We start from the raw sequence: 18,815 nt of genomic DNA, 5'->3' as shown, positions 1-18,815 counted from the left end.
ACTCCGCCGTGGCGGGTTCCAGGTTCGAACCTGGCGATTCGGATCTCGATATCGGGAGTTGTTCCCCCATGCCCCGCGTTCTCATCATCGACGACCAGAAGGACGTCCGTGCGATGGTCGCGATCGTGCTTCGGGTCAATCATTTCGAGGTCGTGGAGGCCGAAAGCGGCGCGGCGGGGCTGAAGGCCTTCGCGGAAAGCCCCTTTGACGCGGCGATCGTCGACATTTTTCTCGGCGACACCAGCGGCGCCGACGTCATCGCGACCCTGCGCGAGCGTGCACCGACGCTCCCCATCATTGCGGTCTCCGGGATGACGGCGCTCGATTTCGTGGACCAATCGCCCCACCTCGCCAACGTGGTCTGCCTGCAAAAGCCGTTTCGGCCGAACGACCTGCTGCAGGCCTTGCGGAAGGCCCAGGCCGCGGCCGGCGGCAAGCTGGCCGCAGCCGTCTGATCCTGCCGCAAGAAGAAACGCCCCGGGCTAGGCCGGGGCGCGATGATGATTGGATGGCGGCCCAAAGGCCCGGCAAGCGCGCTCAGGTGCCGTTGCCGCTGATCTCGGCGTAGCCGCCCTTGGCGTCCCACTTGTAGACGACGTAGTCGATCTGCTTGATGTCGCCCTTGGCGTCATATTCGACCGGGCCGATCACGGTGTCCCACTTGCCGGCCTTCATCGCCGCCATGACCTTCTTGGCGTCGGTGGTGCCGGCCTTCTTGGCCGCCTGCGACCACACCTGCATCGCTGCGTAGGTGTAGAGGGTGTAGCCCTCGGGGTCGATGTTCTTGGCCTTGAATGCCTCGACGATCTTCTTGGCGGTCGGCTTGTTGCGCGGGTCGGGGCCGAAGGTGAACAGCGTGCCTTCGCCGGCGGGGCCGGTGATCGAGGCGTACTCCTTGTCGGCGAGCGCGTCGCCGGCCATCAGCACGGTCTTGAGGCCCTGGTCCCGCATCTGGCGCAGGATCAGGCCGCTTTCCTGATGATAGCCGCCGACATAGACGAGGTCGATGTTGTCGCGCTTCAGGCGGGAGACGATTGCGTTGAAGTCCTTGTCGCCCTTGTTGTACGACTCGTACATCTTCTCGGTGACGCCGGCCTTGTTCAGCGCCTTCTTGGTCTCGTCGGCAAGACCCTTGCCGTAGGTGGTCTTGTCGTTGAGAATCGCGATGTTCTTGCCCTTGTAGTTCTTGGCGATGTACTGCGCGGCGATCAGGCCCTGCTGATCGTCACGGCCGCAGACGCGCGCCACGTTCCAGAGCTTGCGCTCGGTGAACAGCGGGTTGGTCGAGGCCGGCGTGATCTGGAGCACGTTGCCGTCGGCATAGGCTTCCGAAGCCGGGATCGACGACGACGAGCAATAGTGCCCGGCCACGAACGGGATTTTCGCGCCGGCGATCTTCTCGGCGATCGAGCGCGCCTGTTTCGGATCGCAAGCGTCGTCTTCGACGGAGAGCGCGAGCTTCTTGCCGTTGACGCCGCCGGCGGCATTGATATCGGCCACGGCCATCTCGGCGCCGTTCTTCATCTGGCGGCCGAAGGCGGACTCGCCGCCGGTCATCGGGCCTGCGACTGCGACGGTGACATCCTGCGCGAATGCCGCGCCCGACAGCGCGAGCGATGCGCCGAATGCCAGACCGATGAGCTTCAGTGATTTCATGAGATACCTCGCGGGTGGTCGCCTGTGGAAGTTGCCGGGCATGCCCGGTTCAAACCGGCGCCATTCTTGAATGAATTCGAGGAGAAGTCACCGGCAAAATACGGGCATTTGCGGAGATATCTCGCCACATTCGGCCGCACTTGTCGGTCTTGGCTCGGTCAGCCGTGGCGGCCGCCTTCCAGATAGGCGGCGCGAATCTCCGGGCGCTGCAGCAATTCGGTGCCGGTCCCGGCCAAAGTGATCAGGCCATTGACCATGACGTAACCGCGATGGGCGAGCTTGAGCGCATGGTTGGCGTTCTGCTCGACGATCAGGACGGTCAGACCGTCCTGCCGGTTCAGGGTCCGGATCGCATCGAAGATCTGGCGTGCGATCAGCGGTGCGAGGCCGAGCGATGGCTCGTCGAGCAGGAGCAGGCGGGGGCGGCTCATCAGCGCGCGGCCGATGGCCAGCATTTGCTGCTCGCCGCCGGACAGGGTTCCACCGCGCTGGGCATAGCGTTCCTTCAGCCGCGGAAACAGCGCGAACACGCGTTGCAGCGTCGCCTCGCGCTCGGCGTCGGTGCATTCGGTCGAGTCCGCCCCCATCTGAAGATTTTCCGAAACGCTCATGCGCGGGAAGATGCGGCGGCCCTCCGGCGATTGCGCGATGCGCAAATGCGCGATCTCGTGGGTGGGAACGTCGGTGATGTCGCGGCCTTCATAGAGGATCTGGCCGGCGCGGGCGCGCGGCTTGCCGAAGATCGTCATCATCAGTGTCGACTTGCCGGCGCCGTTGGCGCCGATCAGCGCGACGATCTCGCCGGCATTGATCTCGATGTCGACGCCCTTCAGCGCCTCGATCTTGCCGTAGGCGGCGCGAAGACCGTGGATCGCGAGCAGGGGAGTGGGCGCCGATGTCACGTCCCGTTCTCCATCACGGCCACGGCCTCGTCCTCGTCGGCGCCGAGATAGGCGGCGATCACCTTCGGATCGTCGCGGACCTCGCGCGGCGTGCCTTCCGCGATCTTCACGCCATGGTCCATCACCACGATGTGGTCGGAGATTTCCATCACCACCGACATGTCGTGCTCGATCAGCAGGATCGAGGTGCCGAGTTCGTCCCGGATCGAGAGCAGGAGCTCGCTCAGGGCCGCGCTCTCGCGCGCATTGAGGCCGGCCGCGGGTTCGTCCAGGCACAACAGGGCGGGCTCGGTGCACATTGCGCGGGCGATTTCCAGCCGGCGCTGGTCGCCATAGGCGAAATTGCCGGCGGCGTCGTCGGCGCGGTCGAGCAAATTGACCCGCTTCAGCCAGTCGGTGGCCAGATCGATCGCACGCTTTTCGGCGTCACGGTAGGTGGGAACGCCGAGGAGACCGAGAAGGGTGTAGCCGGAGGCGCGCATCAGCGCGTTGTGCTGCGCCACCATCAGGTTCTCCAGCGCGGTCATGCCGGGAAACAGGCGGATGTTCTGGAAGGTACGCGCGACCTTGGCCTGCTTGGCGATGCGGAAATCGTTCAGCCGCTCCAGCGCCATCACCCTGCCGTCGTCGTGGGTGAGGCGAATGGTGCCGCCGCTCGGCTTGTAGAACCCGGTGATGCAGTTGAAGACCGTGGTCTTGCCGGCGCCGTTCGGCCCGATCAGCGCGGTGATCTTCTTCCGCTCCGCCGAGAATGACAGGTCCTGCACGGCAACGATGCCGCCGAAGCGCATGACGAGCCGGTCGACGCTCAGAATCTGGTCGGCGCTCATCCGTGCCCTTCCTTGACGAGGTCGGACGAGATCGCCTCCGCCTTGGTCAGATACACGGTGGGTGCGCGATGGCCGATCAGACCGCGCGGCCGCCAGATCATGATCAGCACCATCGACATGCCGAACACGAGCATGCGGTAGGTCTCGAGGCCGCGGAACAGCTCGAAGCCGCCGATCATGGCGAGCGCGGCAAGCGCCACGCCGAGCTGCGAGCCCATGCCGCCGAGAACGACGATGGCGAGCACCAGCGCCGATTCCTGGAAGGTGAAGGATTCCGGGCTGATAAAGCCCTGGCGGGTGGCGAAGAACGCGCCAGCGAAGCCGCCGAACATGGCGCCGGTCGCGAACGCCGTGAGCTTGGTGGTCGTGGTGTTGATGCCGAGCGCACGGCAGGCGACTTCGTCCTCGCGCAAGGCCTCCCAGGCCCGCCCGATCGGCAGGCGGCGCAGCCGGATCGTCACCCAGTTGGTGAGGAGCGCCAGCGCCAGGATCAGGTAGAACAGGAAGACGATGCGGTGGGTCGGCGAGTACTCGATGCCGAGCCTTGCGGCGAGCCCTTCGTCGCTGTTGTCGAGCGGGATGCCGAAGAAGGAGGGGCGTGGAATGCCGGAGACGCCGTTCGGACCGCCGGTCAGCTCCTGCCAGTTGATGATGACGAGGCGGATGATCTCGCCGAAGGCGAGCGTCACGATGGCGAGGTAGTCGCCGCGCAGGCGGAGCACGGGGAAGCCGAGCAGCACGCCCCAGAACGCGGCGAGGATGCCGGCGAGCGGCAGGCAGATCCAGAACGACCAGCCGAAATTGGTGGCGAGCAGTCCGTAGGAATAGGCGCCGACCGCATAGAAGGCGACGTAGCCAAGATCGAGCAGGCCGGCGAGCCCGACCACGACGTTCAACCCCCAGCCCAGCATCACATAGGTGAGCACGAGGATCGCGAGGTCGAGGATGTAACGCTGGTCATAGAAGATGACGGGCACCAGCACCGTAAAGACCAGAAGTGCCGGCGCGAGGTAGCGGCCGATGAAGGACATGCCGCTCTGCACCGCCGGCGGCACCAGCTTCTCGGCGCCGGTCGGGCCGATCCATTGCCGCAGCAGCTCGATCACGATCGAGCCGCCGAACACCGCCCCGACGAGGGAGGCGAGTTCGCCGAAGCGCGTCCAGTAGGTGAGCTGGCCGTCGGAGCCCGCCTCGGTGCGGATACCGACCATCAACGAGAACAGCACCAGCGCGATCAGCGCGTTGATGAAGGCCGTCTTCAGGAGGGAGGTGAGGCCTGTTGCGGGTTTTGCCGTCATGGTCGAGGGAGCTGCCACGCGTGACCGTCAGACTTTTTCGACTTCGGGACGACCGAGCAGGCCGGTCGGCATGAAGATCAGCACGACGATCAGGATCGAGAACGCCGCGACGTCCTTGTATTCGACCGAGAAATAGGCCGACCAGAACGTCTCGATCAGGCCGATCGCAAGCCCTCCGAGCATGGCGCCGGGCAATGAGCCGATGCCGCCGAGCACGGCAGCGGTGAACGCCTTGATGCCGGCGACGAAGCCCATGAAGAAGTCGACGAGGCCGTAATAGAGCAGGTACATCAGGCCGGCCACCGCAGCGAGCGCGGCGCCGATCACGAAGGTCATGGAGATGGTGCGGTCGACGTTGACGCCAAGCAGGGCCGCCATGGTCTGGTCCTGCTCGCAGGCGCGCATGTCGCGTCCGAGCCGGGTGCGGGAGACCAGCCAGGTGAAGATCGCCAGCAGCACGATGGTCGTGACGACCACCATGATCTGGATGTTGGAGAGCTGGATCACGAAGCCGTCCGCGCTCTCATGCAGCGTGTAGCCGCCGGTGATGAAGGGCGGGATCGGCTTGACGCGCGCGCCTTGCGCCACCTGCGAATAGTTGGTGAGCACGAAGGACATGCCGATCGCCGACAGCATCGGGGCGAGACGGAAGGAATGGCGCAGCGGCCGGTAGGCGATTCGCTCGATGGTCCAGCCATAGAGCGCGGTGATCGCCATCGAGACCAGCAGCACGACGAGCAGGATCACGGGGATGGCGGTCAGCCCGAGCGAGATCAGGATCACGAAGGTGATGAGTGCGATGAAGCCGCCGATCATGAAGACGTCGCCATGGGCGAAGTTGATCATGCCGACGATGCCGTAGACCATCGTGTAGCCGATCGCGATCAGGCCGTAGATCGAGCCCAGGACGAGACCGTTGATGAGCTGCTGGGCGAAATAATCCATGGGCTGCCGTTACCAAACCTGACGCCGCTCAAAGGGAGCTATTCGAGAGAGAGTCTTGAGTTTCTTCTCGGGCCCCGGCAGCCCTTGAGCATTCTTCGGGTTTTGTAACAGGAGGGAACTGGCGGCTGCAACTAGCGAAGCCGCGGCAGACGGGCTTGTACAATGGTCATTTCGTTACGACTGTCGTCTTTTCCGGTTCCTCAACTGCGAGGAACCGGGTTCCCTCAGGCAACCAAAGTGGATGCCCGCCGTTGTCTCGGCTCTGACGTCCAACAAGGGAGTTTCCCGAAATGACGAAGCAGCAGAATCAGAATCCGGGCCAGCAGAGTCAGAACCCCGGCCAGCAGCGCCCCGGTCAACAGCCCGGGCAGCAGCAGGGCGGCGGCCAGAAACCCGGACAGCAGCAGCAGAACGATCCGATGCGCCAAGGTGAGCGTCCAGGCCAGCAACAGGGCGGCCAGCGCGATCAGGAATAGCGAGTTTGGGAGCCCAGGAGTGAGGAGGCCCTGCCGAGAGGCGGGGCTTTCCTTTTGCCGCCCAGGTCCCTGGGACAGTTCCCCGTCCCCAGGGCAGTTAAGGTAAACAGAGAGTTTAAATTGCCGCCACGGTCTGATGCGAGTTAGCTCGGCGAAGCCGCGGCCTTTTCGTCGAAGGCCGGCAAACAGGCGGGAAGCGGCATGTTCGGGAATTGGCGGATCGGTTCGGTCAACGGCGCGCTGCTGGCGGCCTATTTCATTCCGGCCTGGGCGATGGTTGCCTTCAACATCATTGTCGCCCCGGTGCACGGCCTCTACGAGCGCCCGAGCGTTGCGGTCGCGCTGTTCCTGAGCGACCATCTCCAGATGGCGGGGATGGACACGGTGCGCGCCGCCTGGCTGCTTGCGCTGGGCCGGCTGACGGTCGTGGCGTTCTTTGCGATCTTCCTTGTGCTGCTGTCCGTTCCCCGAATCCGCAAGAACGGCGGCTGCGACGAGGCGCTCGGCATCGCGCTGGCGATCGGCAGCCTGATCTCGTTTGCCAGCATGGTGATGGCCTCGAAGGTCGGCGAGATGGCCGCGCTCCGGCTGCATGCCACCGAGCTCCTGCTCTTGCTCGGTGCCGCGATCGTGGTGGTGATCGAGAAGCCGGCGGCAGCGCCGAAGACGTCGGAGATCGCCGCGACGCCAAGCCTTGAGCCGCTAGGCCTTGAGCCGCTAGGTCTTGAGCAGGCCGAGCTCCTGCACAATCGCTGAGGCTTCCTTGACGGCGTGGTTCACCGCCGGCACGCCGCAATAGATCGCCTGCTGAAGCAGGATTTCCTTGATGTCGTCAGGCGTGAAGCCACCCTCGGCGAGCGCAGCGCGCACGTGCAGGCGGAATTCGTCCCATTGCCCGAGCGCGACCATGGTGCCGATCACCAGCACGCGCCGTGTGCGCTCGTCGAAATGCGGCCGCGTCCAGATCTCGCCCCAGGCATAGCGCGTGATCATGTCCTGGAAGTCGGTGTTGAACGCGTTGCGGTTCGCGATCGACTTGTCGACCCAGGCATTGCCGAGCACTTTTCGGCGCACGTTCATGCCGGCATCGCGGCGCTTCTGGTCGTCCATGATGTTTCCTCCTTCGTCATGCGAGCGCAGCGAAGCAATTCAGAAAATGTGTCCGAGGAGAGAGTCTGGATTGCTTCGTCGCTACGCTCCTCGCAATGACGGCTGCGGTTAACGCTGCGTCAAAAAGCCCACCACCGCATCCGTGAATGCGTGCGGCTGCTCGACGTTGGAAATGTGCGCGGCGTCGATGATGGTCATGCTCGCGCCCGGAATGTTCGAGCGGATCAACTCGGCCGCCGAGATCGGCGTCGCCACGTCGTGGCGACCGGCGATCACCAGCGTCGGGCTCTTGATCCTGGGCAGCAGCTCGCGCTGATCGAGCGTCGACAGCGCCTCGCAGCAGGCAAGATAACCCTCGACCGGCGAGGCGAGCAGCATCGATTTCATCTTCGCGGTGATCTCCGGCTCGCGTTCACGGAAATCCTGGGTCAGCCAGCCCGCGATCACGGCATCGGCGACGGCGGTGATGCCGCCCTCCTTCACCGCCTTGATGCGGTTATGCCAGTTTGTAGGATCGGGATAGTAGCAGGACGTATTGGCAAGGATGAGCTTGCCGAACCTTTCAGGCGCGTTGGCGCCGAGCCATTGCCCGACCATGCCGCCCATCGACAGGCCGCACCAATGCACCTTCTCGATGTTGAGATCGTCGAGGATCGCCAGCACGTCGCGGCCGAAACGCTCCATCGTGTAGGGGCCGGGCGGGACGCTGGACTTACCATGGCCGCGGCGGTCGTAGCGGATGACGCGGAACACCTGCGTCAGCGCCTTCATCTGCGGCTCCCACATCTGCAGCGTGCAGCCCAGCGAGTTGGATAGCATCAGGGTGGGCCCGCCGTCGCGGCCCTCGACGGAGACGTTGAGCAGGCAACCGTCGGCATCGATCATGGGCATGCGGCGTCTCCGTCGTATTTGCGGTTCTTATTCGCGGTCGAGGCTGTCGAGCAGCCGGTCGATCAGGGCTTGGGAGGCTCCTTGATAGGCCATCGGCTCGAACAATGCCGCAATTTTTTCCGGAGAGAGGTGCGCGTTGACCTGCGAATCGGCCGACAGCACCTCGCGCAAATGCTTCCTCTCGGCGACCGCGCGCTTGCTCGCGGTCTCGATCAGATGATGCGCATCGCTCTTGCCGATCTTTTCGGCCAGCGCGAAGGTGACCGCTTCGGCCATGATCAGCCCCTGCGTCGCATCGAGATTGCTGCGCATGCGCACCGCATCGACCTCGAGGCCTTCGGCGATGTCGACGATGGCCGCAAGCGCGCCGGAGGTGACCAGCATCAGTTGTGGCAGCGTCGGCCATTCCGCGTGCCAGGGGCCGGCGCTGCGCTCGTGGTCCTGCACCTGCGCGGCGAAAATCGTCGCGGCGAGCTGCGGGGCCATGGTGGCGGCGCCCAGCGCGGTCGCAGCGGCGACCGGGTTGCGCTTGTGCGGCATGGTCGAGGAGCCGCCGCGGCCTTCGCCGGCGGGCTCGAACGCTTCGGCGACGTCGGTCTGCATCATCAGCGAGACGTCGCGCGCGATCTTGCCGCAGCTGCCGGCGAGAATTGCGAGGCAGGATGCAGCCTCGGCGATGCGGTCGCGATGGGTGTGCCAGGGCGCCTCCGGCAGCGGCAGACCGAGCTCCTGCGCCAGCCGTTCGGCAACAGCGATCCCCTTGTCGCCGAGCGCGGCGAGGGTGCCGGCGGCGCCGCCGAATTGCAGCGCGAGGCCCTCGCGGGAGAGCCGCCGCAGGCGGCAGCGGGCGCGGGCAAGGCTCGCGGCATATTCGGCCGCCTTCAGCCCGAACGGCATCGGCAGCGCATGCTGGAGCCAGGTCCGCGCCACCATCGCGGTGTTGCGATGGCTGCGCGCCAGTGCGGCAAAGCCCTTGATGGCGCGGCTGAGGTCGACATCCAACGCATCGATGCCGGCACGAAGCGTCAGCATGGTCGCGGTGTCGATGACGTCCTGGCTGGTCGCGCCCCAATGCACGTAGCGCGCGGCCTCCGCGTCGGTCTTGCCGACATTGGCGGTCAGCGTCTTGACCAGGGGAATCGCGAGATTTCCCGATCGCGTCGCGGCCTCGGCCAGTGCGGCCATGTCGAAGGAATCGGCCTTGCACGCGGCCTCGATCGGGCCGATGGCGGATGCCGGAATCACAGCCGTGGCGGCCTCGGCGCGTGCCAGGGCTGCCTCGAAATCGAGCATGTTCTGCAGGGTAGACCGGTCGTCGCAGACCGCGCGCATGGCGGCGCTCGACAGCATCGGCGCGAGCAGGGGGGAGAGGGATGTGCTCATGTTGCGCGCGACCTAATCATCATGGCCCGGCTGTGCCAATCCCCTACCGGCCCCACACGTTTTTTTGCAGTTGCGAATATGCATTGCACGTGACCCGGCCCCGCCCTTTCCTTTGCCGCGCCGCTGCGTTACTTGATCAGCACTATAGTTGTCCGATCCGGGAGGCACCTCATGGCCATGACGATGAACGGCGAAGTCCAGCTTGCGGCGCCGCGCGAGGCCGTGTGGGCCAAGCTCAACGACCCCGAGGTGCTCAAGGCCTGCATCCCCGGCTGCGAAGAGCTGGAGAAGACCGACGATGGCGGCTTCCGCGCAACGGCTAAAATGAAGGTCGGCCCGGTGTCGGCGCGCTTCAAGGGCAAGGTCACGTTGTCCGATCTCGACCCGCCGAACGGTTACAAGATCTCCGGTGAGGGCGAGGGCGGGGTGGCCGGATTCGCCAAGGGCGGCGCGGTGGTCAAGCTCGCGGAGAAGGACGGCGGCACGCTGCTGTCGTACGACGTCGAGGCGCAGATCGGCGGCAAGTTGGCGCAGCTCGGCCAGCGCCTGATCAACGGCGCCGCCAAGAAACTGGCCGACGAATTTTTCGCGAACTTCGCCAAGGCGGTACAAAGCTGACACCTATCGCTTTCGGCATGGCGCCTTGCGTTCCGGGCGATGTTGCCCCCGGGCATATTGGCCCATATGATGGGTTGGAATAATTATAAGAACCGCTTCGACGGGACCCGTCGGGGCGCTGATAGAGAGTGCTTATGGCAAAAATCTCCCTCATCGTGAACGGCAATCCTGTGACGGCCAATGTCGATCCACGCACGCTTCTGGTGCAGTTTCTGCGCGAGAATCTGCGGCTGACCGGCACCCATGTCGGCTGCGACACCTCGCAGTGCGGCGCCTGCGTCGTGCATCTCGACGGCAAGGCCGTGAAGTCCTGCACCACGCTTGCGGTGATGGCCGATGGCCACGAGGTCAAGACGATCGAGGGGCTGGCCGCCGACGGCGCACCGCTGCATCCGATGCAGGAGGCCTTTCGCGAACACCATGGCCTGCAGTGTGGCTTCTGCACGCCGGGCATGATCATGACCGCGATCGACATCGTGCATCGCAAGGGCCACGAACTCGACGACCACACGATTCGCGAGGAGCTCGAAGGTAATCTCTGCCGCTGCACGGGCTATCAGAACATCGTCGCCTCGATTTCCGCCGGCGCAAAGGCGATGGCGAAATCCGACCTCGCGTAACGCGCATCCCGCGATCAGGACATCCAGATGTACGAATTCAAATATCATCGCCCTGGGACGGTTCGCCAGGCGGCCAACCTCCTGGTGAAGAACGAAGACGCCAAGGTGATCGCCGGCGGCCACACGCTGATTCCCGTCATGAAGCAGCGCCTCGCAAGCCCTCCGCATCTGGTCGACCTCTCCCATATCGAGGGGCTCAACGCGATCGAGATGAAGGGCCGCTCGCTGGTGATCGGTGCCACCGCCAGGCACGCCGAGGTCGCGACCTCCGCCATCGTCGGTGAGGCGATCCCGGCGCTGGCGGATCTCGCCAGCCAGATCGGCGATCCGGCCGTGCGTCACAAGGGCACGATCGGCGGCTCGCTCGCCAACAACGATCCGACCGCCGACTATCCGGCCGCGGTGCTGGCGCTGGGCGCCACCATCGTCACCAACAAGCGCCGCCTGAAGGCCGAAGAGTTCTTCCAGGGCCTGTTCACCACGGCGCTCGAAGCCGATGAGATCATCACCAAGGTGATGTTTCCGCTGCCGAAAAAGGCAGCCTACATCAAGTTCCGCAACCAGGCCTCTCGTTATGCGCTGGTCGGTGTGTTCGTGGCGCGGCGTCCTTCGGACGTGCGCGTTGCCGTCACCGGCGCAGGCTCCGAAGGCGTGTTCCGCGTCACCGCATTCGAGGAGGCCCTGAAGAAGCGCTTCGCCTCGAAGGCGCTGGAAGGCATCGCGGTGCCGGCGGAAGGTCTCAACAGCGATATCCACGGCAGCGCCGAATACCGCGCGCACCTCATCGGGGTGCTGACGCGGCGTGCCGTCGATGCCGCCAACGCCAAGGCGTGAGGTGACCTCACGCATCGGCCCCGAACATGTCCCGATGAGGGCGTAGTAAGACTGGCTTTCTCATGACTTCAACGCCCAATTCGTCCGGTGCTTTGCCGGCATCGGTCGATGCGATGCTCGAACTTCTGACGTCGCGGGGCTACCTCGCCGAGCGGTCGCTTGCGACGGTGACCTACCTCTCCTTGCGCATGGGCCGGCCGCTGTTTTTGGAGGGCGAGGCCGGCGTCGGCAAGACCGAGATCGCCAAGGTGCTCTCGGCGGCGCTGGGGCGGAAGCTGATCCGCCTCCAGTGCTATGAAGGCCTCGACGTTTCCTCCGCGGTCTACGAGTGGAACAGCGCCGCGCAGATGATCGCGATCCGGATGGCGGAAGCCGCCGGCGACACCGATCGCGACCAGCTCTCGAGCGATATCTTCGCCGACCGCTACATGATCAAGCGGCCGCTGCTTCAGGCCCTGGAGCCCGACGTCGCCGGTCCGCCGGTGCTGCTGATCGACGAGCTCGACCGCGCCGACGAGGCGTTTGAGGCCTACCTGCTCGAGATCCTCAGCGACTTCCAGGTGACCATCCCCGAATTCGGCACCGTGAAGGCGCCGCATCCGCCGATCGTCATCATCACCTCCAACCGCACCCGCGAGATCCATGACGCGCTGAAGCGGCGCTGCCTCTATCACTGGGTGGATTATCCTGCCGCCGAGCGTGAGCTTGCGATCGTCAAGACGCGCGTGCCCGGCATCTCCGCCAAGCTGTCGCAGCAGGTCGTGCGCTTCGTGCAGGCGCTGCGCAACCAGGATTTCTACAAGTCGCCGGGTGTCGCCGAGACGATCGACTGGGCCACCGCCCTGTCCGAGCTCGATGCCCGGTCGCTGACCCCGCAAGTGGTTGGCGACACGCTCGGTGCGCTGCTCAAGTATCAGGACGACATCACCCGGATGCAGGGCGATGCCTTGCAGAAGGTGCTGAAGGAAGCGACGAGCGAGAATTAGTTGGGTCGTTCCGGGGCGATGCGTAGCATCGAACCCGGAACCTCGAGATTCCGGGTTCACGCTACGCGTGCCACGGAATGACGGCAGGGGCGACAGACCATGGCCATCAACCACCTTGCCCCGGAGCAAACCGAGCAGTTCGCCGACAACATCGTCGGCTTTGCCCGCGCGCTGCGTGCCGCCGGCATTCCCGTCGGGCCGGGTGCGGTGATCGATGCCATGAATGCGCTGGAGGTGATTGACATCGGCAACCGCGCCGACGTCTTCACGACGCTGGAGGCGATCTTCGTCAAGCGTCACGAGCATGCGCTGATCTTCAAGCAGGCCTTCAACCTGTTCTTCCGCGCCTCGGAGGAATGGAAGCACATGCTGGATTCGGTGCCGCTGCCGGAGCAGGCCAAGAAGAAGCCGCAGGCGGGTGCGCGCCGCGTGCAGGAGGCGATGTCGCAGCCGCGGATGACCGAGACGCCGCAGCACCAGGAGCAGGATCTGCGCCTGTCCGTCTCCGACAAGGAGATCCTTCAGAAGAAGGATTTCGCGCAGATGAGCGCGGCCGAGATCACCGAGGCGCTCCGCGCCATCGAGCGGATGCACCTGCCGCAGGCGGAGCTTCTGACGCGCCGGCGCCAGCCCGACGCCCGGGGCTTGCGGCTCGACCTGCGCCGCACGCTCCGCGCATCGCTCCGCACCGGCGGCGACATCATCGACATCCATCGCCTCGGGCGGATCCAGAAGCCGGCGCCGATCGTCGCGCTGCTCGATATCTCGGGTTCGATGAGCGAGTATACCCGCCTGTTCCTGCACTTCCTCCACGCCATCACCGACGCGCGCAAGCGCGTCTCGGTGTTCCTGTTCGGCACCCGTCTCACCAACGTCAGCCGCGCGCTGCGCCAGCGCGACCCCGACGAGGCGCTGGCGAGCTGCTCGGCCTCGGTCGAGGACTGGGCCGGCGGCACCCGGATCTCGGCCTCGCTGCACAACTTCAACAAATTGTGGGCGCGGCGGGTGCTGAGCCAGGGCGCCATCGTGCTGCTGATCTCCGACGGGCTGGAACGGGAAGCCGATTCCAAGCTGGCCTTCGAGATGGACCGGCTGCACCGGTCCTGCCGGCGGCTGATCTGGCTCAACCCGCTGTTGCGGTTCGGCGGTTTCGAGGCCAAGGCGCAGGGCATCAAAATGATGCTTCCCCACGTTGACGAATTCCGCCCGGTACATAATTTGAGTTCGATCCAGGAGCTGATCACGACGCTCTCCCGGCCGCTGCCGCCGCATCACCGCAGCCTGATCCGCTCCGCAGCTTGAGAGGCACCCATGCTCGATCGCGACGAGGATATCCTGAAGGCGGCGGAGGACTGGCAGAAGGCCGGTCGTGGCGTTGCGCTCGCCACCGTTGTCGAGACCTGGGGTTCGGCGCCGCGCCCGGCGGGCTCGAGCCTCGTCATCAACGACGAAGGCACCTTCCTCGGCTCGGTCTCCGGCGGCTGCGTCGAGGGCGCCGTGGTGACCGAGGCCATGGATGTGATCCAGAGCGGTAAACCGAGGATGCTGGAGTTCGGCGTAGCCGACGAGACCGCCTGGAATGTCGGGCTGTCCTGTGGCGGCACCATCCGCGTCTTCGTCGAGAAGGTCGGTTAATCGTGAAGCTCGAGATCCTGCACGAACTCAATGCCGAGCGCGCCGCGCGCCGGCCGGTGATCCTGGTGACCGACACCGAGAGCGGCGAGCAGCGGCTGGTCAAAGCCAAGGATTTTGCCAGGGATCCGCTGCGCACCGAGCTGGAGAAGCAGCTTCGCATGGGCAAGAGCGCCAGTGTCGAGGCTGGCGGCAAGAAGCTGTTCCTCAACGTCTACGCGCCGACGGCAAAGCTCGTCATCGTCGGCGCGGTCCATATCAGCCAGGCGCTGGCGCCGCTGGCGCGCTCGCTCGGCTACGACGTCACCGTGGTCGATCCGCGCACGGCCTTTGCAAGCCCGGAGCGCTTCCCGGACATTCCGCTGATCGCCGAATGGCCCGACACGGCGCTGCCGCCGCTCAACGTCGATGCCTACACCGCCTTCGTCGCGGTGACGCACGATCCCAAGATCGACGATCCCGCGCTGCTGCACGCCTTCGAGCGCAACTGCTTCTATATCGGCGCGCTCGGCTCGCGAAAGACGCATGCCAAGCGGGCCGACCGGTTGCGGGCGCAGGGCGCCAGGGAAAGCGACATCGCGCGCATCCACGCGCCCATTGGCCTTCCGATCGGCGCGGTGTCGCCGTCCGAGATCGCGGTGGCGATCATGGCCGAGATCACGGCCGTGCTTCGGCTGCCTCCGAAAGAAAAAGAAGAGGCGGCATGAAATTCGGACCAGCGAGCCCGAGGGATGCGATTGGCGGGGTGACCGTCCACACCCTGCGCCAGGGGCCGCTGGTGCTGAAGAAAGGCACGAAGATCGGCGCCGCCGAGGTCGAGGCGCTGGAGCGTGCCGGCATCAAGGACATCGTCGTGGTGCGGATGGAGGCGGGCGACGTCTCCGAGGACGTCGCGGCTGCCAGCATCGCGCTCGCCGTCGGCGGCGAGGGTATCCATGTCGAACGCGCCTTCACCGGGCGCGCCAATCTGTTCGCTGCGCGCCCGGGCGTGCTGGTGATCGATCGCGCCGCGGTCGACCGCATCAACAATGTCGACGAGGCCATCACCTTCGCGACGCTCACCGCCTACAAGCCGGTGGTCGAGGGCGAGATGGTCGGTACCGTCAAGATCATCCCGTTCGGCGTCGAGGGCGCGTTGCGCGATGCGGCGGTGAAGGCGGCCGGCAAGGACGTGCTGAAGGTCGCGCCTTACGTGATCAAGCGCGTCGGCGTCGTCTCGACGCTGCTGCCGGGCCTGTCCTCCAAGGTGATCGACAAGACCCTGCGCGTCACCGCCGAGCGGCTGGCGCCGGCCGGCGCCGGCATCATCGCCGAGCGGCGTGTCCCGCATGAGGAGCACGCGCTGTCGGCCGCGATCAAGGAAGTGCTGGGCCTCGGTGCCGAGCTCGTCATCGTGTTCGGCGCCTCTGCGATCGCCGATCGCCGCGACGTGATCCCCGCGGCCGTTACCGGCATCGGCGGCGAGATCGAGCATTTCGGCATGCCGGTTGATCCCGGCAATCTGCTGCTGATCGCCCGCGCCGGCAGCGTCCCGGTGCTGGGCGCGCCGGGTTGTGCGCGCTCGCCGGTCGAGAACGGTTTTGACTGGGTCTTGATGCGGCTCCTCGCCGGCATCAAGGTGACGCGGTCCGAGCTGATGGGCATGGGCGTCGGCGGTCTCCTGATGGAGATCGTGACGCGGCCGCAGCCGCGCACACAGCCGGAGACGGAGGGCAACAGCCAGGTCGCGGCCATCGTGCTCGCGGCGGGCCGTTCGACCCGCATGGGCGGCCCGAACAAGCTGCTCGCCGAGCTCGACGGCAAGAAGCTGGTGCGCCTTGCCACCGAGCAGGCGCTGGCCTCGAAAGCATCCGAGGTGATCGTCGTGACCGGGCACCAGGCGGAGCTCGTCGAGCAGGCGCTGCAAGGCCTAAAGGTGAAATTCGTCCGCAATCCGGATTTCGCCGGTGGTATCGCCAGCTCGGTCAAGGCGGGCATCGCGGCCGTGCCGGAGACCTGCGGCGGCGCCGTGGTGTGCCTCGGCGACATGCCGCTGATCGATGCCGGCCTGATCGACCGCCTCATCGACAGCTTTGCGCCCGACCGCGGCAATCTCATCGTCGTGCCGGTCAGCGAAGGTCGCCGCGGCAATCCCGTGCTGTGGTCGCGCCGCTTCTTCAAGGAGCTGATGACGCTCGACGGCGACGTCGGCGCGCGCCATCTGATCGCCAAGCACACCGAGGCGGTCGCCGAAGTGCCCGTCGAGGGCGAGAGCGCCTTCCTCGACATCGACACGCCGCAGGCGCTGGAAGCGGCAAGGGGCGGATGACGCTGCCGTAGGATGGGCAAAGGCGCGCAGCGCCGTGCCCACCATCTCTTCGTTGCGATCTACAATTGGTGGGCACGCTTCGCTTTGCCCACCCGACGGCATCTCCCAAGCCCGCCGATTTCAACCCTCCGTTCACCATCTGGAAACGACCGCCGCTTAGAGTCGCCTCGACCTGCCTTGGGGGGAGGGGTTTTTCATGCCTTCGAACGTCGTCGCGCGCCGTTGCGCGATGTTTTTCTTTGCGCTGTCCGTCTGTGTCGCCGGTGCCCGTTACATCACCGAAGCCCATGCCGCCGGCGCCTTTGCGGTCGGCAAATGCGGTGCTTATGGCCAAGCCTTCGATTATGGTCACGAGCATGAAGCGCGCGCCGCGGCGCAGAAGCAGTGCAAGGGCGATTGCACGACGGTCACGATGAAGCGCGCCTGCGCCGCGATGTCGGTCGATCTCACCAATCCCTGCGGTGCCTACGGCTATGCCGTCAAGCCGAAGATATCGGCTTCGCTCAATGCCGCCACGCGCGAATGCTACAAGTACGGCGGCAAGGAATGCGTGATCCGCGCCTGGGCCTGCGACGCCAAGGGTTGATTCCATCCATCTCTCTTGCTGTCATTCCGGGGCGATGCGTAGCATCGAACCCGGAATCCATTCGTCCACTTGCTCGGTAGCGCGATGGATTCTCAGGTGCGCAATTGCGCACCGTAGCTCGCGCCAAAATGGCGCGCCCCGGAATGACAGCTGAGGAACCCCATGCAGTTCGACACCAAGATCGCGGTCGTGATCCGCACCGATCTTCAGACCTGGCAGAAGCTCAACGTCGCGTCCTTTCTCACCAGCGGCATCGCCGCCGCTTTTCCCGAATGCATCGGCGAAGCCTATGAAGACGCCTCGGGCACGAAATATCACTCGCTGATCGGCCAGCCGATCCTGATCTATGGCGCCGACGGTCCGGCGTTGTCGCGCGCGCTGGACCGCGCGCTCGCGCGCAACGTCATGCCGGCGGTCTATACCGAGGACATGTTCAGCACCACGCACGATGCCGCCAACCGCGAGGCGGTGAGGGCAGTGGCGCGCACCGAACTCAATCTCGTCGGCATCGCCATGCGCGCCGAGCGCAAGGTGATCGACAAGATCGTGGACGGCCTGAAGTTCCATAGCTGATGTCCACCTGCGGAAGTCCTGTCACCGCACTGTCATGACGGCGGCAGGTTGCGCAATGATTGGGCGGTTTGACCCGGATCAAGTGGCGGCCGCGCGCGGCCGCTACTCTGCCGCTCGCAATGCGAAGGAGCAGAGATATGCCGACCATGAAAGCCGCAATCGTCAAGCAATTCGGCAAGCCGCTGGTGATCGAGGACGTGCCGGTGCCGCAGCCCGGTCCCGGCGAGGTCCTGGTCAAGGTCAAGGCCTGCGGCGTCTGCCATACCGATCTGCACGCCGCCTCCGGCGACTGGCCGGTCAAGCCGGTGCCGCCCTTCATCCCCGGCCATGAGGCCGCCGGCATCGTCGCCGCGCTCGGGCCCGGCGTGAAAAATCTGAAGGTGGGAGATGCCGTCGGCGTCGCCTGGCTGCATGATGCCTGCATGGCTTGCGAATATTGCGAGACCGGCTGGGAAACATTGTGCGAGCACCAGCACAATACCGGCTATAGCGTGAACGGCGGCTTCGCCGAGTATGTCATCGCCTCGGCCGCCTTCGCCGCGAAGCTGCCGGCGACGGTGGACTTTGCTGCCATCGCGCCGATCCTGTGCGCCGGCGTCACTACCTACAAGGGATTGAAGGAGACCGAGGCCAGGCCCGGCGAGTGGGTGGTGATCTCAGGCGTTGGCGGGCTCGGCCATGTCGCGATCCAGTACGCCAAGGCGATGGGGCTCAAGGTGGCCGCGGTCGACATTGCCGAGGACAAGCTCGCGCTTGCACGTGAGGCTGGCGCCGATCTTGCGGTCGATGCGCTCGCAGCCGGCGCTGTTGACAAGGTGCTGGCCGCGACCGGGGGCGGAGCTCATGGCGTGCTGGTGACGGCCGTCTCGACTGCCGCGTTCGCTCAGGCGCTGAAGATGGTGCGCCGCAAGGGCACCGTCAGCCTCGTCGGCCTGCCGCCGGGCGAATTCCCGACGCCGATCTTCGACGTCGTGCTCAAGCGCATCACGGTGCGCGGCTCCATCGTCGGTACGAGGCGCGACCTCGACGAAGCCATCGCGTTTGCCGCCGACGGCAAGGTGAAGGCCGAGGTGGCCAAGGTGCCGCTCGCGCAGATCAACGACGTCTTCGATCGGATGAAGGCCGGCAAGATCGAGGGCCGCATGGTGCTGGACTTCGGCTGACGCT

The 18,815-nt window shown here is 65.5% G+C and carries 22 protein-coding genes; 14 read left to right on the top strand and 8 right to left on the bottom strand.

Annotation, left to right across the window (positions count from 1 at the left end; translation table 11 throughout):
• Positions 1–68 precede the first annotated feature (68 nt).
• Positions 69–455 carry a response regulator gene (locus FJV43_RS04465; protein ID WP_239629313.1) on the top strand — a complete coding sequence of 129 codons (387 nt, stop codon included), beginning with the start codon at positions 69–71 and terminating at the stop codon, positions 453–455.
• A gap of 82 nt (positions 456–537) precedes the next feature.
• Here FJV43_RS04465 and FJV43_RS04460 read toward each other — a convergent pair whose 3' ends face one another.
• The 5 genes from FJV43_RS04460 to FJV43_RS04440 form a co-directional block, all read right to left on the bottom strand.
• A complete protein-coding gene (locus FJV43_RS04460; RefSeq protein WP_061882924.1) occupies positions 538–1,656 on the bottom strand; it encodes a branched-chain amino acid ABC transporter substrate-binding protein in 1,119 nt (372 codons plus the stop codon).
• A gap of 158 nt (positions 1,657–1,814) precedes the next feature.
• Entirely contained in the window at positions 1,815–2,558 is a 744-nt protein-coding gene (locus FJV43_RS04455; RefSeq protein WP_239624919.1) for an ABC transporter ATP-binding protein, read from the bottom strand.
• Positions 2,555–3,388 (bottom strand): ATP-binding cassette domain-containing protein, encoded by an 834-nt coding sequence (locus tag FJV43_RS04450; RefSeq protein WP_061882922.1) that lies wholly within the window; start codon positions 3,386–3,388, stop codon positions 2,555–2,557. The genes FJV43_RS04455 and FJV43_RS04450 overlap by 4 nt, the downstream gene beginning before the upstream one ends.
• A complete protein-coding gene (livM, locus tag FJV43_RS04445) occupies positions 3,385–4,686 on the bottom strand; it encodes a high-affinity branched-chain amino acid ABC transporter permease LivM (protein WP_239624917.1) in 1,302 nt (433 codons plus the stop codon). The genes FJV43_RS04450 and livM overlap by 4 nt, the downstream gene beginning before the upstream one ends.
• A gap of 27 nt (positions 4,687–4,713) precedes the next feature.
• Positions 4,714–5,631: a branched-chain amino acid ABC transporter permease gene (locus FJV43_RS04440; RefSeq protein ID WP_028179275.1), complete on the bottom strand. Its 918-nt coding sequence runs from the start codon at positions 5,629–5,631 to the stop codon at positions 4,714–4,716.
• 290 nt (positions 5,632–5,921) lie between these two features.
• Here FJV43_RS04440 and FJV43_RS04435 point away from each other — a divergent pair, with 290 nt between their 5' ends.
• Together FJV43_RS04435 and FJV43_RS04430 are read left to right on the top strand one after the other, a co-directional pair.
• On the top strand, positions 5,922–6,107 hold the full coding sequence (locus FJV43_RS04435; protein WP_239624915.1) for a hypothetical protein: 186 nt from the start codon (positions 5,922–5,924) through the stop codon (positions 6,105–6,107).
• 201 nt (positions 6,108–6,308) lie between these two features.
• The gene (locus FJV43_RS04430) at positions 6,309–6,863 is read left to right on the top strand and encodes a hypothetical protein (protein ID WP_239624913.1); all 555 of its coding nucleotides are present in this window, start codon (positions 6,309–6,311) and stop codon (positions 6,861–6,863) included.
• Here the strand turns inward: FJV43_RS04430 and FJV43_RS04425 are convergent.
• The 3 genes from FJV43_RS04425 to FJV43_RS04415 form a co-directional block, all read right to left on the bottom strand.
• On the bottom strand, positions 6,825–7,217 hold the full coding sequence (locus tag FJV43_RS04425) for a carboxymuconolactone decarboxylase family protein (protein ID WP_212288797.1): 393 nt from the start codon (positions 7,215–7,217) through the stop codon (positions 6,825–6,827). The genes FJV43_RS04430 and FJV43_RS04425 overlap by 39 nt on opposite strands.
• A gap of 108 nt (positions 7,218–7,325) precedes the next feature.
• Positions 7,326–8,108: a 3-oxoadipate enol-lactonase gene (gene pcaD / locus FJV43_RS04420; RefSeq protein WP_239624912.1), complete on the bottom strand. Its 783-nt coding sequence runs from the start codon at positions 8,106–8,108 to the stop codon at positions 7,326–7,328.
• A gap of 27 nt (positions 8,109–8,135) precedes the next feature.
• The gene (locus FJV43_RS04415; protein WP_239624910.1) at positions 8,136–9,491 is read right to left on the bottom strand and encodes a 3-carboxy-cis,cis-muconate cycloisomerase; all 1,356 of its coding nucleotides are present in this window, start codon (positions 9,489–9,491) and stop codon (positions 8,136–8,138) included.
• Positions 9,492–9,662: 171 nt separating this feature from the next.
• On the opposite strand from FJV43_RS04415, the gene FJV43_RS04410 reads away from it, so the two are divergent.
• From FJV43_RS04410 to adhP, 11 genes are all read left to right on the top strand, one after another.
• Positions 9,663–10,109, top strand: coding sequence for a carbon monoxide dehydrogenase subunit G (locus FJV43_RS04410; protein ID WP_200455919.1), 447 nt, complete (start codon positions 9,663–9,665; stop codon positions 10,107–10,109).
• A 134-nt stretch (positions 10,110–10,243) separates the two neighbouring features.
• Entirely contained in the window at positions 10,244–10,729 is a 486-nt protein-coding gene (locus tag FJV43_RS04405; protein WP_014494194.1) for a (2Fe-2S)-binding protein, read from the top strand.
• A 27-nt stretch (positions 10,730–10,756) separates the two neighbouring features.
• On the top strand, positions 10,757–11,563 hold the full coding sequence (locus FJV43_RS04400) for a xanthine dehydrogenase family protein subunit M (RefSeq protein WP_239624908.1): 807 nt from the start codon (positions 10,757–10,759) through the stop codon (positions 11,561–11,563).
• Positions 11,564–11,625: 62 nt separating this feature from the next.
• Positions 11,626–12,549 (top strand): MoxR family ATPase, encoded by a 924-nt coding sequence (locus FJV43_RS04395; RefSeq protein WP_061882914.1) that lies wholly within the window; start codon positions 11,626–11,628, stop codon positions 12,547–12,549.
• A gap of 99 nt (positions 12,550–12,648) precedes the next feature.
• Positions 12,649–13,851 (top strand): VWA domain-containing protein, encoded by a 1,203-nt coding sequence (locus FJV43_RS04390; protein ID WP_239624906.1) that lies wholly within the window; start codon positions 12,649–12,651, stop codon positions 13,849–13,851.
• A gap of 9 nt (positions 13,852–13,860) precedes the next feature.
• Positions 13,861–14,184 (top strand): XdhC family protein, encoded by a 324-nt coding sequence (locus FJV43_RS04385; RefSeq protein ID WP_007602422.1) that lies wholly within the window; start codon positions 13,861–13,863, stop codon positions 14,182–14,184.
• Between the two features lie 2 nt (positions 14,185–14,186).
• A complete protein-coding gene (locus tag FJV43_RS04380; protein WP_239624904.1) occupies positions 14,187–14,888 on the top strand; it encodes an XdhC family protein in 702 nt (233 codons plus the stop codon).
• The gene (locus FJV43_RS04375) at positions 14,885–16,489 is read left to right on the top strand and encodes a molybdopterin-binding/glycosyltransferase family 2 protein (protein ID WP_239624902.1); all 1,605 of its coding nucleotides are present in this window, start codon (positions 14,885–14,887) and stop codon (positions 16,487–16,489) included. Before FJV43_RS04380 ends, FJV43_RS04375 begins: the two co-directional genes overlap by 4 nt.
• 196 nt (positions 16,490–16,685) lie before the next feature.
• Positions 16,686–17,075 carry a DUF4189 domain-containing protein gene (locus tag FJV43_RS04370; RefSeq protein ID WP_239624901.1) on the top strand — a complete coding sequence of 130 codons (390 nt, stop codon included), beginning with the start codon at positions 16,686–16,688 and terminating at the stop codon, positions 17,073–17,075.
• A gap of 162 nt (positions 17,076–17,237) precedes the next feature.
• Positions 17,238–17,648 carry a DUF2000 family protein gene (locus FJV43_RS04365; RefSeq protein ID WP_239624899.1) on the top strand — a complete coding sequence of 137 codons (411 nt, stop codon included), beginning with the start codon at positions 17,238–17,240 and terminating at the stop codon, positions 17,646–17,648.
• Positions 17,649–17,785: 137 nt separating this feature from the next.
• On the top strand, positions 17,786–18,811 hold the full coding sequence (adhP, locus tag FJV43_RS04360; protein ID WP_239624897.1) for an alcohol dehydrogenase AdhP: 1,026 nt from the start codon (positions 17,786–17,788) through the stop codon (positions 18,809–18,811).
• Positions 18,812–18,815 lie beyond the last annotated feature (4 nt).

The sequence above is a fragment of the Bradyrhizobium sp. I71 genome, assembly GCF_022354745.1.
Lineage (GTDB): Bacteria > Pseudomonadota > Alphaproteobacteria > Rhizobiales > Xanthobacteraceae > Bradyrhizobium > Bradyrhizobium liaoningense.
The sequence above is the reverse complement of the archived record's forward strand: the minus strand, read 5'-3'. Positions and strand labels throughout refer to the sequence as shown.